We start from the raw sequence: 16107 nt of genomic DNA, 5'->3' as shown, positions 1-16107 counted from the left end.
TCTCTATATTGTCGCCAAAAATAGGGCTAGATTGCCACTTAGTCCGCACTGTAATCCCAAATATACCTCTCATGGTGAGAACAGTCTAGGAGATTTCCTCTACAGTCATACTAATTTCTAGCCTCTTTTGCAAAATAGGTTTCCATGACAAAGCCTATTTCTCATGGGCCCATGAGATCTAAAGCCACAACCATGTTCCGCCTATTTCACTCAAGGCAGGCTACGCTGCAAGTAGCTTGCACCACAATGCAGGTTAATCCCGTGCAGTATAAAATTGCCCGGGTCTCCACGAGGGTAGGGTCATCGCCTGCATGCCATTGCAGATCGCCCCATCCCCCTTACTCCCAGAAACGACCCCCAACTGGGCGTCAGCAGCCGAAACCAGGAACTTCATCGATATGCCCTTCGACGGATTTTTAGCCCCGCCTTCAAAATTAGCTGTACTGACTAGAATACTGCACCACTCTAGACTAGAATAATTATAACATAGACTATCTTCAATTTCAAATAATTAGTAAATATCAAATATAACATATTCTATGAAATTAACGCAGTATTTATTGTTTGTTTATTTTATTTTTGATTTCCACAATTTCTCTAGCTCTTCCTATTAGCTAAATAATTTGCCAATTCTTTTAAAAACAAGGATTCTTTATCATCAAATACTGATAAAGATTCTATTGCTTTTTTATTGAGTCTTTGAATTTCTCTGACTGAATTTTCCATACCATAGATACTTAAATAGGTAAGTTTGTGATTTGTCTCATCACTACCTATATTTTTGCCTAACATTTTTTTATCACCAATTCTATCTAAAATATCATCTCTTATTTGAAAACACAAACCTATTGCCTGTCCATAACATCTAAGGTTATTTATCTGCTCATTGCTAGCACCTGCCAGTATTGCTCCTGATACTATAGAAGCCTCAATTAATGCAGATGTTTTTTTATTATGAATAAATTCAAGTTTTTTTTCTTCTAAAACATCATCTTTAGATTGAATATCAACCGTCTGTCCGCCTATCATTCCAAATACACCAGCCGCCTTACTTACTTCTCTTATGGCCGATATATATCTTTTATAATATTCTCTATTTAGAGGTATGCTTTTAAGCATTGTTTCGTAAGCTAGATTAAGTAACCCATCCCCAGCTAATATAGCAATATCTTCACCAAAAACTCTGTGGTTTGTCGGTTTTCCTCTTCTAAAGTCATCATTATCCATAGGAGGCAAATCATCGTGTACTAGTGAGTAAGTATGAATCATTTCAATACTTAACGCAATTTTTAGAGCTCCCTCATAACTGCCTGAAATAAGCTCGCTTGTCTTTAATGTCAAAATTGGTCTTAATCGTTTTCCACCAGCAAAAATACTATATCTCATTGCTTCAAAAATTTTTTTCTGTAATGAATCTTCATTAGGCATTATTTTTTCCAACTCAGAATCAATTATGCTTTTATATTTATTTAATTCATCTGTTATATTCATAAATTCCTCCTACTAATTAGGACTATAATCTAATTCCTCGAAATCATCATTATTTTTTTCTAATATTATTTTAACTTTTCCTTCTACTTTATTTAGTAATTCATAACAATATTTGTATAATTCAACACCATTACTAAACTCGTTTAATGAGTCGTTTAAGCTTAAGTTACCACTTTCAAGTTTCGATAAAATACTTTCTAATTCAAGCATAGCTTCTTCAAAAGATAGGCTTTGTTTTTTTCTAACCAATTTATCACCAACTTTCATTGTCATTTTTTTTCATTATCTTAATTTTAGCTTTTCCATCACTAAGAATTAAATCTAGAACTTCATCAGCAAATATCTTTTTAACTGATTTAATCACATATCCATTATTTTTTGCTACTATTGAATATCCTCTGCTTAATACTGAAAGTGGACTTAATGAATCTAGTTTACTGCCTAAGTACTCTATCTTGTTTCTTTTATCAGTAAAACTCTTATCCATTGCTTTAATTAAATCTTTTAATACTAAGTCAAGTCTTTGTCTGTTTTCATTTAAGACATTAGAAGGATTGTTTAACATAAGCTTTTCATACATGTATTTTATTTCATTATTTCTTGTACTTATAGTTGCATTAAAGGAGTTAATTAAGCTTGTTAGGTTCGAGCTTATTCTATAGTTTAAATCTTTAATTTCTGGAACTGCGACTTCTCCAGCTGCAGAAGGAGTAGGGGCTCTTAAATCAGCAACAAAATCAGCAATAGTAAAGTCAGTCTCATGACCAACTGCAGATATTATTGGTATCTCTGAGTTATAAATAGCTCTTGCTACTTTTTCATCATTAAATGCCCACAATTCTTCAATACTTCCTCCCCCTCTACCTACAATAATTAAATCGATATCCTTTCTAGTATTAAAGTAATTGATAGCTTGGCATATTTCCATAGGCGCTTTTTCTCCTTGAACTAATACTGGATATATAAGGATATCAACAGGTGGCATCCTTCTTTTAATAACTGAGATTATATCTCTTATAGCCGCCCCCGAAGATGATGTAGCTACTCCAATTTTTTTCGGAAAATATTTAATAGATTTTTTGTTTTCAGTGTTGAATAAACCTTCCGATTCAAGCTTTTTTTTAAGCTTTTCGTAAGCTTCAAATAACTCTCCAATACCCTTTTTTCTTATGCTTCTTACGTATAATTGATATGTGCCATCTCTTTCAAATAAAGAAACATAGCCGTTAACAGTGACATGCATTCCATCCCTTGGAATGAAAAAATCATCATTTCTTTCGTTGCTGAAATAAACACATCTTATTCGACTCTTTTCATCTTTTAGAGTAAAATACATGTTCCCAGTGTAATGATTCTTAAAGTTGAAGACTTCTCCTTCTACGCTTACATCATACAGCAAAGGATCTCCTATAAGTATCCTCTTTATATATTGAGTTATCTCACTTACCTTAAATGGCCTTAATTCCATTCTATAATCCTCCAAAAGTTTTTTCGCCATCTTTTACAGCACCAAGAAAAGCAGTGCCAATGGCATTATCTGTACAGTAACTCTCTATTGGAAAATAGACATTGCCTAGTCCAGATTTATTAATTTTTTCACATAAAACTTCTCTTAAAAATGTATTCGAGGCAACGCCTCCAATAATTAATACATCATTTATATCATATAATTTTATTGCCTGAATGACAACATTCGCTAATGAATTAGCAACACAGAAAAAGACACTATTTGATATATCCTTTTTACTATATATTTTCTCTTCAATTATTCTATAAAAAAATGATTCTGCACCAGAGAAATTAATCCAAGTTCCATAAGTATTAATAGGTATTTTTTTTTGAACAATAAACCCATCACTTGATAGAATATCCATTTCTTTCCCACATGGAAACATTAGATCAAGTTTTACTCCTATTCTGTCAATTAACTGACCAGCACTAATATCTCTTGTACCACCAATAATTTTAATACTATAATTCCTTATGTTATCTTCTACAAGTAGTAATTCTGTAGTTCCACCTGAAATGTGAAAAGCTAAAAATTTTTCTGAATTAATCAAATTACTACCTAACACCCCTGCTGCTATATGACCCTCTTGATGACTAAATTCCTTATACTCAGAATTTATAATTTTAGATATAATAAAAGCCTGTCCTTGAGCTACTTTAAAAACAGGCATGTACGATTCTTTATTATTTCTCGGTTTGACACTTGCTGATACAGTTTTTATCTTAGAAATATCTATTTCATTAGACAATGAATCAATAATACAAGGAATATTGCTAATGTGTTGAAAAATTGCCTCTTGCTGTCGCAATCCTCTATCTCCGTGCTTTACTTTTAATAAAGCTCTACCATCAAACATTAATTTATGAAACTCATCAACTACAGCAATAGATGTAGTATAAGCACTTGTATCTATACCCATATAGTAGCTACCCATTTAAATCATTCCCGTCTCTAACAATAGAGCCTAACAAACCGTTAATAAATTTACTAGATTCACTTGTACTATATTTTTTACTTATATCAATAGCTTCATTAATAGATACTTCAACTGGGATATCCTCCCTAAATAATATTTCATAAATTGCAATTCTTAAAATGGATAAGTCAACTTTTGGTATTCTATTGATCTTCCAACCTAAAGCATATTTTTCAATTTTTTTATCTACAATATCTAATTTATCATTTACTTGATTAATTGTATGTATTAGATATTCCTTCTCATCATCAGTAAGTTTATGATTTGCGAGAAAAATATCAATGGATTCTGACGTAAAATCATTATTTATATCCATCTGATATAGTAATTTCATTGCAGATTCTCTTGCTAGCTTTCTTCCCATAGCTAACCTCCTTTAACCTTAGTTAATTTAACCCTCTGAAAATCAGAGGGTTATAAATTAATTTATTAATTATATGCATTATTCTTCCTTCTGTTCCTTTTCAATATTCACACCTTGAATGTTTATATTTACCTCAACTACATTTAATCCAGTCATAGTCTCAACAGTGCTTTTAACACTCTCTTGTATCTCCCAAGCTACCTCTGGAATTTTAGCTCCATATTCCACTATTATGTATAAACCAATAATAACCTCTTTTTCTTTAACTTCTACTTTAACTCCTTTTGAGAAGTTTTTTCTTCCCAAAATTTCAGATATACCACCAGCAATACCACCGCTCATTCCAGCTACACCTTTTACTTCTGTTGCTGCCAAACTAGCAATAATACCTACTACTTCATCTGATATTTTTATTTGTCCATAGTCTATTATTTCATCATTATTTTCTAAGTTATTTGACAAGTATTTCACCCCCTGCTTCAGTTTAAACCTTACGTATATATTATATCAAAAGGTGATAGTATTTACAAACATTACTAAAGCTTTTTCATGATTTTAATATTTGTAGTTTCGATATTAGCTTCGCTTTTAATGATTTCATATATTTTAACCACATCTTGCTCGGTTAATTCGTCAACTGAAACTACCACTCTAGCACTATTATCTCCTAAAAACACTAAAGCATCCTCAAATCCTTTTGCTTTAATTAATCCTTCAATATTTAATTCTAGCTCTGCAACTTGTCCTAATTCAATTATTTCATTTTGTGCCTTAGTTCTTATATCTTCATTAGTGTTCTCATTATTTATTATTTCATATAGTCTATCAATTAGTGTTGCTCTTAGCTTATCTCGAGATAATCTATGCTCAATAAAATAATTGTTGCTATTTAAACTCTCTTCCTTAGTAATTACACTTTCTATATTATCTTCTGTTACCATTCTTAAATCTTTTATTGTGTCGTTTTTACTATCTACAATTTCTACTTCTTCATTAGTACTCAAATCTTCAAGAGATATTTCAACTGTATCATCTGCTATAGTTTTGCTAAGTTCCATAAGTTGATTTTCTTCGTGTTGTTGATAATCACTTGAAGATTGCATTAGCGATCTTTTTGTTAATTCATGGTTCACATACCCAACAACAACTAAAAGACAAATAAGAGATACAATTAAGGCTGTTTTTTTCTTAATATACATATAATCCCTCCTAATTACTAGGGTATACTTCTACCCTGTTTCCTGTAACTCCCAATACTGTTTTTACTGCTGAATAAAGTTTCTCCTTTATTTCTATATTTTCTGCACCTTCAGCAACAACAATAACACCCCTAACTCTTGGATTTGTTTCTTTTGCTATCATTAATGAAGAACTACCACTTTCATAAGCAATTTGCTGTGAAAGATCTTCTCTTGTTATTTCTCTTGTTCCTCCTTGAGCATCTTTTTCATCTGTTCTTTCAATTGTTTGTGTAGTATTAAACACTGGGACCTTTTCTGCGGTATCCTCAAATGTTATCATCACATTGACATCTCCTACCCCTTTTATTTTCTTTAATATTTCCTCAAGCCTTGATTCAATACTACTAGCATAACATTCTTCATCTATGCTATATTCATAATGCTCATTAAAATCATTATCTTTTTCGTCATATTCTAAACTACTATTATCATTTTTGTCTGACAAAAAGAAATTTGATAACAGCAAAACAATTGCACCGACAAATAACAAAATAATTAAATTTGATACAGTTTTTTTCTGATTCTTAGGATTAAAAAATTCTTTTAATTTCTCTAACACTCAACTCATCCCCCTTGTTATAACTTTACGTATTCATAATTACAATAATTTTTTCCTTAGGGATTCTATAAAAAGATGAAATAGATTCTATTAATTCGTCAAATCCTTCTGAGCTTGCTATACTGTCTTTTGATATATTTGACTTATCTATGTTTATAGAGACATTTTCTATTTTATCTACTTTTACATTTCCTTTACTATTACTTTTGTCGTTACTTGCTCCTAAATGCACCTCAATACCTTTAATCTTACCAAAGTTTTCACTTTGAGTATTTTCCTCTATAGAAACAATAACTTTTAGAACATCATATTTTTCTTCTGTTTTTACTAGCTCGACTATTTCGGTTTCAAGTTTACTTTTATATAACTCTGCTATTTGTTTGTTCTGAGATTCGACATACTTTGAATCACTATCTACTCTGAAAGTATTATAGTTTTTTATATTTAGTAAAACCTCTCTTTCTATATTTATATCACTAGATAATAATTTTATGATTGGATTTATCAAAACAATTATGATTAAAAGTCCGAGAACAATATTTATGTATCTCTTCATATTGTTTGAAGGTAGCATAATCTCTATAAATGCAATAAAAAAAATAACTACAACAATATTTACAACCCAATTTTTTAAAAATTCAATCATAATATCACCTTTACCTTAACATTACAGTAGCATTTCCTGCTCCTATAATAATAGTCACTGCAATAAAGAACATTACTCCTACTGAAGTAACAGTTGCTAGTAGCATTACTAGAGATTTACTAATTTCATTTAAACAATCAACTATTCTTTTGTTTGTAATAGGCTCTACTAAAGCGCCTGCAATTTTGTAAATAAATATTAATGAAAGTATTTTTATAACTGGTATAACACATATAAAAAACAAAGAAATCATTCCTATAGCCCCAACTGCATTTTTTAAAACCATAGAACAACCAACTACTGTTTCCATAACATCAGATAAGAATTTACCAACTATTGGTACAAATTTATCTACAGCAAATTTAGCAGTTCTTATTGTTACTCCATCAACCTTAGCTGACATAGTACCCTGTATAGATATAATCCCTATGAATATAGTAAGGGAAATACCAATAATTGCAGTTGATACCTGTCGAATAAGGCTTGAAATCTTTGTTATTTGGATTCTAGAGGATATTCTACATATTATTCCTATAACAGTAGCATAAAAAACAAGAGGCAATATCATATCCTTCATCAATGTACTTATAATACTAACTGCTCCCAAAATTATTGGTTTAAATAATGAAGATGTTGTTATTCCACCGACTGCAACTAGTAATGTTAAAAGTATTGGCAAAAGAACCTGCATTAAAATCACCATATCATTTATGGCCTTCCATGTTATCTGCATAGCCATTACAAAACTCTTAACAGATAAAGAAATTAGTATTAAATAACAAACATAAAATGCTACTTCTCCTACTGTGTCACTTTCGAAAGCACTTTGAATATTTGTAAATAATGAACATATTATACCAAGAATTAATAATTTAACAAGAAGTTCTGAGTTTGCTATGACTTCTCTAAACATTAGCTTGAAAATACTAGTTAATATTTTTTCACCATCAAGAACATTTTCGCCTTTTATAAGAGAAATCAAAAATCTTTTGAAGTCAATTTTAGGTAATATATCTCCAGTTGTTTTATTAATCTCTTTAACTAAATGCTCTAGTTCATCAATTTTTAAATTTTCCATTTGTTTTTCAATTATATGATCTAAGTTTAAAATATCTTCATCATCTGAAAATACAACAGAAGAAAAAAACAAAGTTATGCAGATTGATAAAACTAATAGCACTATCTTCTTTATCATTTTGTACTCACCTTATGGTATTATTTTAATAATTAAATCTAATAGTGAAGTTAGTATAGGAACTGCTAATACCATTATTAATATTTTACTGGCCAATTCTATTTTTGAAGCAATTGCGCCTTCTCCTGCATCTCTTGCAATTTGTGCGCCAAATTCAGCTATGTAAGCAACCCCTATTACTTTAAGAATTGTTGAAAAATATAACAGATCCATATCTACCCTCTTAGCAAGACTATTAAGTACCTCTATTACATAATTAAGCTTGCTTATAACAAAAATGAATATGACTAAACCAGTGACTATGCTTATTTGAAGTGAAAATTCAGGTTTTTGTTGCTTTAATATTACTGATAAAACAGTAGCTATAATTCCAATACCTACAATTTGAATTATTTCCATTTAAAATCACCTTCGTTAATATAACTGAAAAATGGTTTTAACACTATCAAAAAGCTTACTAATGAGATTAAGTACCATGGTAAGCACTATTACTACACCTGCCAAAGTTACAATATAGGCATACTCTTCTTTTCCTACCTTTGCCAAAACAGTATGAAGTATTCCTACTACAATTCCTATTCCTGCAATTTTGAAAATTAAATCTACATTCATAAATATCCTCCCTCTAATATAATGCTAGCACTATACCAAAACCTATTAACACTCCTAAGCTTTTGTACATTTTACCATTTTTAGCCTTTTCTTCTTCTGCTTCCCTTTGTTGATTTTTTAACTGTAATAATATTACTTTAAAATGTTTTTCCTGGTCTATCCTATTAGATAATCCTAGGCTACGTCCAAATGATAATATTATTTCTATATCTTCTTCCTTAAAACATAGACTTTCCTTTAGTTCTGAAGCTATGTGTAGAAAGCCATCATATACACTTGAATTTTTATCATTAATTAAATATTCTCTTATTTCATTGAATATGAATGATACTTTTTTATTTCCTTTTCTATAAACCTCTTTAAATGCCTTTGGTAAAGGTGTCGCAGCATAAATAATCTCTGTTTCAAGAATTTGAATGCAGTTCTGTAAATTAATAAGATTATTCACTCTCTCACTATATAGCCTGCTGTAATAAAATCCTAAAGTTGATGATGATATGATTATTATCAGGCACCCAATTGTCTTGACTAAAAGCATACTCTTTCTTCCTTTCCGTATTAACTCATTACCGATTTAAAGTTGACTCCATCAACTATATCTTTTATAGTTCCAACACCATGAGTATTATCTATTAATATTATTCTCTCAAATACCTTCTCTGTTATAATGTCTCTTAGCTTTGGTTTGTTTAAAATATCTTCTACTCCATCTCCATGTACAGTTGAAATTATTCTTACTCCAGCTTTTATTGCTTCATGTATAGCCTTAATATCTCTTTCATCACCAATTTCATCTGTTGCTATTACATTAGGTGACATAGATCTTAGTAGCAACATAATTCCTTCATGTTTATGGCAGCTGTCTATTATATCTGTTCTGACGCCTACATCATTTTGCGGACAGCCATTATAAGTTCCTCCAATCTCAGATCTTTCATCTACTACACCAACCTTAATTCCATGGAAATTGTAAGCATCTATTCCATTACTAATATTTCTAATAATATCCCTAAGTAAAGTAGTTTTACCGCATTGAGGAGGTGATACTAGTAAAGTGTTATAAACAGTATTAGGCTTTTTAATAATAAACCTAATTATATTATTTGAAACTCCTATCATTTGCTTAGCAATTCTTATATTTAATGAGGAAATATCCCTTATAGTTTCTAAACCTTTAGTCCCATAAACTGCTTTCCCTGTAACGCCAACTCTGTGACCACCTCTTACTGTTACAAATCCGTATTTGAGTTCTTCTTCAATTGAATAGATAGAATAGTTGCTAATAAGCTGAAAGGTTTTTAAAACATGCTTATTAGTAACGTGTATACAGTTAGTCGGTTCTAATACTGATGTACCATTTTTAGAAACAAAGTAATCTCCACTTCCAAGACTTATCATGAGAGGTTTCCCGTTGCGTAATCTTATTTCTTCTACTTTTTCAATAATATTTCTAGGAAGCTTAGACAGAACATTTGTTAGTTCAGGATCTATATAATCTAAAACTTCATTATAAGCATTTGTCTTATCAAATTGAACTGACTTGCTAAAGTTATTATTTACTCTCATAACTACAACCTGTCCCTCCTTTTATATATAATTATGATGAGCATCTAATAATATGCTAAATCAAATAAAAAAAACCTGATGTTTTCACACCAGGTTTTTTTATTATTCGCAATCACATTCAGAATCACAGTCACAGGATATCAATCTTTGACAATTTGGGCACTCGACTTTGCCTTCATCAGACACTAGTTCTGAATCTAGGTATACAACTTCATTACAATATGGGCATTCAACCTCTACATAATCAATATCATCTTCATCGTCAAATTCATCGTCGAACTCATCATCAAATTCCCCAAAAACTTCTTCTTCTACATCTGCTAAATCCTCATCAATAAAATCAACATATTCATTTAATTCTTCTTGCTCCTCGTTTAAATCTGAAATAGCGTCAGCAAAATCTTCTAGTGCATCAATAATATGTACCAAAAGCTTGCCTTCCTTACTCTTTTCTTCAATTTCCAATCCCTCGGCTAAACCTTTTAGATATGCAACTCTTTCATATAAGTATTCCATAACTAACCCTCCCTCTAAGAATCTTTTTCATTCCATATTGTTACCTAAACTCTTGACAAATACTCATCTGTCCTTGTATCAATTTTAATTTTGTCTCCAATATTAATAAATAATGGTACTAAAATAGTTGCCCCTGTTTCTACTGTTGCAGGTTTTGTAGCTCCAGTTGCAGTGTCCCCTTTAACTCCGGGCTCAGTATGTGTTACTACTAGTTCTACAAAGTTAGGCGCTTGAACATCAAATGCCTTTCCTTTATAAAATCTTACTAAAGTAGTATCATTTTCTTTAATGTATTTTACTGCATCTTCAACTTGGTCATAATTAAAAGGTACCTGTTCATATGTTTCAGTATCCATAAAATAATATAGTTCACCATCATTATAAAGGTATTGCATCTCCTTAGTCTCAATGTGAGCTTTTGGAAATTTATCTGTAGGATTAAAAGTAGTTTCTTTTTGTGAACCTGTAATAATATTTTTAATTTTTGTTCTTACAAATGCTGCACCTTTTCCAGGCTTAACATGTTGAAAATCTACTACTTGATAAATATCTCCATCCATTTCAAATGTAACACCTTTTTTAAAATCATTTGCTGAAATCATGTTTTAACCTCCTACTTCATGTTTATATAGTTGTACATTAAGTCCTAAAACGTTAAACAGCATCTAATACTTATTATTTACTAGAAGCTATTCTTTATAACAGTTTAATTTAGACTTTATTATAATTTTATGTACTTTTTATAGATTGTTCCTATTTTCTATACTATAATACCACAATTCTCTATTTTTGAATACAAAAATTCAATCTTTTATAATATTAATTTTAGTTATCCATTTTCATGATGAGGTTTTCTAGATACTATTTCTATTGCTTTAGTTATTTCCCTAACAATATCAACTTCATACTGTGCTTCCATTTCTTTAACCTTAGTAAACAGCTTTCCCTTTTCTGTTACAGTATATTGTGGTGGTAAATTATTTAATGCTAAAGCTACAATATCCAACTTACATTTCGTACACTTACATACATTATTATACTTACTTAATACACTATCTAGGTATCTGTAAACAACATCTTCCATAGAATTATGTAAATTCAATTTATTCCCTCCTCAACTTATGTGAAGCATTATAGAGTATAATTCTACTTACTTTTACTTTTTCCTTTAAATATCTCTTTTTTTAATAATATTCTTCCTGTTGCAGGTACCACTGTAATCTCACAATATTTATTTGTTCTATTATCGAATATTGTTATAGTACCTCCTCCGTATGTAGGTGCTCCATTATAGCCAAAAATTATATCGCCGCCTTTAAAAGTATCTGTATATGTAATTTTGTAATCCTTTTCAAGTCTTACTCTTTTGATTACTCTTACATTTTCCATAATAGTATATTGAGTTTTTTCTAGTGAAATTTTTACATTCTTACCTTCAACCATCTTTATATACCTAATACTTCTTATATCATCTCTTAGCATCCTACTGTTAGTCATTAAATGATAATCTCGTCTTTCGATTTTGGGAATAATTATGGATAGAGAAAGAGCTAAGATCGAAATAACTAATAGCAGTTCTATTAAAGTCATTCCACCATTATATTTTCTTCTTTTCACCCTTATTTACCTCCCAGGCCTATTTCGAAAAAAAAATTGAGTTTCAAAAGACTTCTTTTGTCCATCAAAATAAAAAAAGATTTTTAAGTCTAGTCCTTTAGCTTCTATATAAATCTTGTCAGAAGGAATTGGTCTGACTTGAATTTTTTCAATATAATTACCTGCCTCTATTGTTGGAGTACCTGACAATCCCACTCCATACTTCAAACTATAAGTATTAAAATTAGGTTCCTTACTCAATTGAAAAACAAATCCTTTGTCTGATGCTCCTGGAATATTTTTAAAAATTATCTTTTTTAGATTAATAACCTCATTAGTTTCATTTTTTACATGACCATTCATGTCTTGAAGATATGTTATGCCACAAGATTCAATTATTTTTTCCTCTAAAAAACCAATTATAAATTGACCTTGTTGCTGTAGTTCAATATCTTTATCGTTCCTATGAAACATAGTAATGCTTGAAAAAAAGAATGAATAAATTATTGTAATAATAATGCCTGCTAACGCTAAAGTTATTATTAACTCTATTAGAGTAAATCCATTACTAATTCTTCTTGATGAATAATTCATTCTCATTATCTACCTTTCTATACTCCATTCAATAATTCTAGTGATATCTCCAAGTTTAAAATCATCATTTAAAATACAGTAATTATAATTAGGAATATCTATTGAACACTTTATAATTATTGCTTTATTGATATTCCCTTTTACATATGTTGACTTTACTTCTAACAAGAAACCTTCTTCTAGTTCAGTAATTTTGGGGTCAATTTTGGGATAACCATCCCTGTAGATTGTATAAGACTTATTATCCTTTAGTATAGAAATAAGACTAGTATTAGGACTGACATCAATACAGTTTCCTTTTATAAAGCTCTTAAAAGCACCTCTAAAAATAATATCTACTTCTTCTGATAAAGCGTTCTCGTCACTTTCCCTTTTAGTTTCTTCTAATTCTTCCACCTTTGATATGGCATAATCTATAGCCTCAATAACAAAATCACTAGTAATTATATAAGCTTCTTCAGTGCCTGCTTCTGCAAGATAAAAAGTTTTCTTAAGCTCACTATTCAATTTTTTCATTTTGTAATTCGTAACAGCTAGTGATAAAGCAGTAATTCCCATCAAAAATATTACTGATAGTATAAGTAATAATATTACAAGTGTAGAACCCCTGCAGTCAAGTCTTACCCTCTCCACAAAGACACTCTCCTACTTATAAATTATTTTATATCCCTCTAGCTTTTCATAAGTCTCGTCACATATTGAAATTTCAATTATAATTCTATAAATATTACACTTGTATTTATCAATTTTTACTATATCAACAAAAACTTTAGTATCTTCAAGACTATCAACAGTTTGCCCAACATTGATAGTATCTGAAGCTTTAATTCTTTCCATATAGCTTTGTGCTAATAAAGTGGCCATGTATTGGAGTTCAGACTTTTTATTTATTTTATTTGTATTGGCTAGTAAGGATGAAAAGGAAATCATAGTTATACCTAATATAGCTAGAGTAATAATTAACTCTATAAATGAAAGACCTGAACTATTTCTTAATATTTTGATCATATCTATACTCCAAAATATGATTTACATTTTTCTCAAATTTAATTTACTTGGTGATAAACAATTATAAAATATATTCACCATATTTTACAAAAATCCTTCATTTTTTTCATAATAATTAGAAATTTCTACGTATTCTGTAAAAATGTAAAAAAATTAGCATATCTTTTATTTGAGATATGCTAATTAGCAAGTTCTGATATTATCATTCATTTAGTAGGTAAAGCATAAAAATTGCCTCAGCTCTAGTTATGGTGTTGTCCATAGAGTTATAGCTTTTGCATCGTGTATCCTTGTGCTGCATCATGTTAATTGCAACATTATTCCATGTAAAATTAATATCCCCTGTTACTTTTTTCATTATATATTCAACTTGCTTATATGTTACTTTATTATTTACTTTAAAGGTATTGTCCGGATATAAACTCATATACCCATGTCTTAAGCCATATGAAATAAGTGACTTATAAGCGCCCATACTTTCATAATCCTCTAGCTTTGCTAGTTCTTTTATGTTTTTATCAAGATCATTTAAGTTCCAGTTATATACTCTACTTAAGAGTGCAAGCATTTGTCCTCTAGTAATAGAAGAATCCGGTCTATAGGTGTTGTCACTAAATAGACCAGCAAGACCTCTTCTGGCATAAGCATTGATTTCATCTTTTGCCCAATGACCCCTGATATCTTTTATGTTTTTAAAACTTTCATCTATAAATACTGCGTACATTCCATTAGTTGCATTTAATGAACTTGGACGAATATAAGTAGTTATTCTATTTTCAGATATTTTACTAGGTATATATGTCCAACTATTGTTATTATATTTATAAATTCCACCATTTTGCGGACCATAATACTCAAAGCTTAGTTCAATTAATTTTCCGTTATTAATTTGATAGGAAGAATTAGCAACTCTAATAGTATATAGCTCTGAAGCTTTAATAAATCTATTCTTTGATGGTAAATACAAGTTGTGTACATCTGGAAGCCCATCAATGGAAACTGCAACATCATTATAATATGTTCCACTATTTATTTTTAATGAAATTCTATTATCATCAGTGGCTATTTCTCCTCCACTAATTGGAATAACTTGAGTTTTCAATTTAGTTAAAGAGCTGGTATAATTAAGGTCTTGATATGTTTTAATGTACCCTTCATTAAGTCCCTCGTTATAACCACTAATAAATCCTTCCTTATACTTATCATTTTCTAAATATAATTCAAATTCATTGGTAACTTCAAATTCGTTAGATAAATACCTTAATAAGCTGCTTGGCATTCCAAGTAAAACATCCGTATTCGCAAAGCCCTGTCCTCTTTTAAGCCCAATTTCTTTGCCTTGACTATAACCATTCTCATAAGTTAGTTTACTAACATTTGAATTTGCTTCTCTATATGAATCATTATACTTTTCTTCAAAAGCATAAATAAAAGCTTCTACAAATGAGTCTTTATACTCCTCGGAGTCGTCAAACAAAGAAAAATCATTGATAATTTTTGCTCTAGATAGTAAGTTTCTTTCCCAATTACTGTCTCTGTCAAAAAAATAGTCCCTTTTCCCATACATGTTACCTAGTAATCTACCAAAATATTCTCCATCTCTTTGTCCTTGATCAATGGAATTCTCAAAAGGTTCAAATTTAGCTTTTCTATACCCTTCTTCATAACCCTCTTCAAACTTAGCTTTAAATGCACTTATGAATGTAGTTCTATAATTATTAGTTTCTTTTTTTAAGTCAAAAACCTCTACTATCTCAGAGTTAGAAGGTATAGCCCTGCTCCACTTATTTGTTTTCCCAGCATAATGATCTCTATAACCGTATGTTTCTCCCATAGCAAGTCCAAGAATTTCTGCATGTCCTATTTCTTCGTTATCTTCATTGCTATCATCTTCGTCATCATCTGAAGATTTATATGTTTCATTGTAGCCATTCTTAAAGCCATCTTTAAAACCATCTAAAAAAGCATTTTTGTACTTAGTGCTTTTAGTTTTCAAATCATATGTTTCAATAATTCTATTGTCGCTAGGTATAGACCTAGAATAATTTTTACTATTACCTTTTGCCATATCCCTTTCTGCCTTTTCTATTCCCTCTAACCATCCTTCAGAATATCCATCACTATAGCCTTCATCAGAAGTTGCTGAGAATGAAATTGTAATAGGAAATACCAGAAACATACTAAAAAAAATAGTTAGTATACATAATCTTTTTAAAAATGTATTCATATTCAT

22 protein-coding genes are annotated in these 16107 nt (G+C 30.1%); all 22 read right to left on the bottom strand.

The window, feature by feature from the left end; translation table 11 throughout:
* Window positions 1–597: 597 nt before the first annotated feature.
* Window positions 598–1491, bottom strand: coding sequence for a polyprenyl synthetase family protein (locus ABV008_RS11835; protein WP_352420033.1), 894 nt, complete (start codon window positions 1489–1491; stop codon window positions 598–600).
* A gap of 12 nt (window positions 1492–1503) precedes the next feature.
* Window positions 1504–1764 carry an exodeoxyribonuclease VII small subunit gene (gene xseB, locus ABV008_RS11830; RefSeq protein WP_352420032.1) on the bottom strand — a complete coding sequence of 87 codons (261 nt, stop codon included), beginning with the start codon at window positions 1762–1764 and terminating at the stop codon, window positions 1504–1506.
* The gene (gene xseA, locus ABV008_RS11825) at window positions 1745–2959 is read right to left on the bottom strand and encodes an exodeoxyribonuclease VII large subunit (RefSeq protein WP_352420031.1); all 1215 of its coding nucleotides are present in this window, start codon (window positions 2957–2959) and stop codon (window positions 1745–1747) included. Before xseA ends, xseB begins: the two co-directional genes overlap by 20 nt.
* A gap of 1 nt (window position 2960) precedes the next feature.
* Window positions 2961–3935 carry a peptidase M22 gene (locus ABV008_RS11820; protein WP_352420030.1) on the bottom strand — a complete coding sequence of 325 codons (975 nt, stop codon included), beginning with the start codon at window positions 3933–3935 and terminating at the stop codon, window positions 2961–2963.
* Window positions 3928–4341, bottom strand: coding sequence for a transcription antitermination factor NusB (nusB, locus tag ABV008_RS11815; RefSeq protein ID WP_352420029.1), 414 nt, complete (start codon window positions 4339–4341; stop codon window positions 3928–3930). The genes ABV008_RS11820 and nusB overlap by 8 nt, the downstream gene beginning before the upstream one ends.
* Before the next feature lie 78 nt (window positions 4342–4419).
* Window positions 4420–4803, bottom strand: a complete 384-nt coding sequence (locus ABV008_RS11810) for an Asp23/Gls24 family envelope stress response protein (protein WP_352420028.1) — start codon at window positions 4801–4803, stop codon at window positions 4420–4422.
* Window positions 4804–4877: 74 nt separating this feature from the next.
* Window positions 4878–5540: a SpoIIIAH-like family protein gene (locus tag ABV008_RS11805; protein WP_352420027.1), complete on the bottom strand. Its 663-nt coding sequence runs from the start codon at window positions 5538–5540 to the stop codon at window positions 4878–4880.
* 10 nt (window positions 5541–5550) lie between these two features.
* Window positions 5551–6141 (bottom strand): stage III sporulation protein AG, encoded by a 591-nt coding sequence (gene spoIIIAG / locus ABV008_RS11800; protein ID WP_352420026.1) that lies wholly within the window; start codon window positions 6139–6141, stop codon window positions 5551–5553.
* Between the two features lie 25 nt (window positions 6142–6166).
* Window positions 6167–6787 carry a stage III sporulation protein AF gene (gene spoIIIAF / locus ABV008_RS11795; protein ID WP_352420025.1) on the bottom strand — a complete coding sequence of 207 codons (621 nt, stop codon included), beginning with the start codon at window positions 6785–6787 and terminating at the stop codon, window positions 6167–6169.
* Window positions 6788–6797: 10 nt separating this feature from the next.
* Window positions 6798–7982, bottom strand: a complete 1185-nt coding sequence (spoIIIAE, locus tag ABV008_RS11790) for a stage III sporulation protein AE (protein ID WP_352420024.1) — start codon at window positions 7980–7982, stop codon at window positions 6798–6800.
* Window positions 7983–7994: 12 nt separating this feature from the next.
* A complete protein-coding gene (spoIIIAD, locus tag ABV008_RS11785) occupies window positions 7995–8381 on the bottom strand; it encodes a stage III sporulation protein AD (protein WP_352420023.1) in 387 nt (128 codons plus the stop codon).
* A gap of 15 nt (window positions 8382–8396) precedes the next feature.
* Window positions 8397–8594: a stage III sporulation protein AC gene (gene spoIIIAC, locus ABV008_RS11780; protein WP_352420022.1), complete on the bottom strand. Its 198-nt coding sequence runs from the start codon at window positions 8592–8594 to the stop codon at window positions 8397–8399.
* A 13-nt stretch (window positions 8595–8607) separates the two neighbouring features.
* A complete protein-coding gene (gene spoIIIAB / locus ABV008_RS11775; RefSeq protein WP_352420021.1) occupies window positions 8608–9132 on the bottom strand; it encodes a stage III sporulation protein SpoIIIAB in 525 nt (174 codons plus the stop codon).
* A 20-nt stretch (window positions 9133–9152) separates the two neighbouring features.
* Window positions 9153–10160 (bottom strand): stage III sporulation protein AA, encoded by a 1008-nt coding sequence (gene spoIIIAA, locus ABV008_RS11770; RefSeq protein ID WP_352420020.1) that lies wholly within the window; start codon window positions 10158–10160, stop codon window positions 9153–9155.
* Window positions 10161–10262: 102 nt separating this feature from the next.
* A complete protein-coding gene (locus ABV008_RS11765; RefSeq protein ID WP_352420019.1) occupies window positions 10263–10676 on the bottom strand; it encodes a CD1247 N-terminal domain-containing protein in 414 nt (137 codons plus the stop codon).
* 44 nt (window positions 10677–10720) lie between these two features.
* Window positions 10721–11278 (bottom strand): elongation factor P, encoded by a 558-nt coding sequence (efp, locus tag ABV008_RS11760; RefSeq protein WP_352420018.1) that lies wholly within the window; start codon window positions 11276–11278, stop codon window positions 10721–10723.
* A gap of 227 nt (window positions 11279–11505) precedes the next feature.
* Complete coding sequence (locus ABV008_RS11755) at window positions 11506–11778, bottom strand: late competence development ComFB family protein (RefSeq protein WP_352420017.1); 273 nt, start codon at window positions 11776–11778, stop codon at window positions 11506–11508.
* Between the two features lie 44 nt (window positions 11779–11822).
* The gene (locus tag ABV008_RS11750) at window positions 11823–12293 is read right to left on the bottom strand and encodes a pilus assembly FimT family protein (protein WP_352420016.1); all 471 of its coding nucleotides are present in this window, start codon (window positions 12291–12293) and stop codon (window positions 11823–11825) included.
* Window positions 12294–12299: 6 nt separating this feature from the next.
* On the bottom strand, window positions 12300–12866 hold the full coding sequence (locus tag ABV008_RS11745; RefSeq protein ID WP_352420015.1) for a PilW family protein: 567 nt from the start codon (window positions 12864–12866) through the stop codon (window positions 12300–12302).
* 9 nt (window positions 12867–12875) lie between these two features.
* On the bottom strand, window positions 12876–13499 hold the full coding sequence (locus ABV008_RS11740) for a hypothetical protein (RefSeq protein ID WP_352420014.1): 624 nt from the start codon (window positions 13497–13499) through the stop codon (window positions 12876–12878).
* 12 nt (window positions 13500–13511) lie between these two features.
* Entirely contained in the window at window positions 13512–13874 is a 363-nt protein-coding gene (locus tag ABV008_RS11735) for a type IV pilus modification PilV family protein (RefSeq protein ID WP_352420013.1), read from the bottom strand.
* A gap of 202 nt (window positions 13875–14076) precedes the next feature.
* The gene (locus ABV008_RS11730; protein ID WP_352420012.1) at window positions 14077–16101 is read right to left on the bottom strand and encodes an S-layer homology domain-containing protein; all 2025 of its coding nucleotides are present in this window, start codon (window positions 16099–16101) and stop codon (window positions 14077–14079) included.
* Window positions 16102–16107 lie beyond the last annotated feature (6 nt).

Source organism: Proteiniborus sp. (assembly GCF_040308045.1).
Lineage (GTDB): Bacteria > Bacillota > Clostridia > Tissierellales > Proteiniboraceae > Proteiniborus.
This window is presented reverse-complemented; position numbering and strand designations above follow the sequence as displayed.

Bases quoted from the DNA above. Each gene is read 5' to 3' on its own strand.
- ABV008_RS11835 (WP_352420033.1), bottom strand. From the start codon at position 1,491: ATGAATATAACAGATGAATTAAATAAATATAAAAGCATAATTGATTCT.
- xseB (WP_352420032.1), bottom strand. From the start codon at position 1,764: ATGACAATGAAAGTTGGTGATAAATTGGTTAGAAAAAAACAAAGCCTA.
- xseA (WP_352420031.1), bottom strand. From the start codon at position 2,959: ATGGAATTAAGGCCATTTAAGGTAAGTGAGATAACTCAATATATAAAG.
- ABV008_RS11820 (WP_352420030.1), bottom strand. From the start codon at position 3,935: ATGGGTAGCTACTATATGGGTATAGATACAAGTGCTTATACTACATCT.
- nusB (WP_352420029.1), bottom strand. From the start codon at position 4,341: ATGGGAAGAAAGCTAGCAAGAGAATCTGCAATGAAATTACTATATCAG.
- ABV008_RS11805 (WP_352420027.1), bottom strand. From the start codon at position 5,540: ATGTATATTAAGAAAAAAACAGCCTTAATTGTATCTCTTATTTGTCTT.
- spoIIIAF (WP_352420025.1), bottom strand. From the start codon at position 6,787: ATGATTGAATTTTTAAAAAATTGGGTTGTAAATATTGTTGTAGTTATT.
- spoIIIAE (WP_352420024.1), bottom strand. From the start codon at position 7,982: ATGATAAAGAAGATAGTGCTATTAGTTTTATCAATCTGCATAACTTTG.
- spoIIIAD (WP_352420023.1), bottom strand. From the start codon at position 8,381: ATGGAAATAATTCAAATTGTAGGTATTGGAATTATAGCTACTGTTTTA.
- spoIIIAC (WP_352420022.1), bottom strand. From the start codon at position 8,594: ATGAATGTAGATTTAATTTTCAAAATTGCAGGAATAGGAATTGTAGTA.
- spoIIIAB (WP_352420021.1), bottom strand. From the start codon at position 9,132: ATGCTTTTAGTCAAGACAATTGGGTGCCTGATAATAATCATATCATCA.
- spoIIIAA (WP_352420020.1), bottom strand. From the start codon at position 10,160: ATGAGAGTAAATAATAACTTTAGCAAGTCAGTTCAATTTGATAAGACA.
- ABV008_RS11765 (WP_352420019.1), bottom strand. From the start codon at position 10,676: ATGGAATACTTATATGAAAGAGTTGCATATCTAAAAGGTTTAGCCGAG.
- efp (WP_352420018.1), bottom strand. From the start codon at position 11,278: ATGATTTCAGCAAATGATTTTAAAAAAGGTGTTACATTTGAAATGGAT.
- ABV008_RS11745 (WP_352420015.1), bottom strand. From the start codon at position 12,866: ATGAATTATTCATCAAGAAGAATTAGTAATGGATTTACTCTAATAGAG.
- ABV008_RS11735 (WP_352420013.1), bottom strand. From the start codon at position 13,874: ATGATCAAAATATTAAGAAATAGTTCAGGTCTTTCATTTATAGAGTTA.
- ABV008_RS11730 (WP_352420012.1), bottom strand. From the start codon at position 16,101: ATGAATACATTTTTAAAAAGATTATGTATACTAACTATTTTTTTTAGT.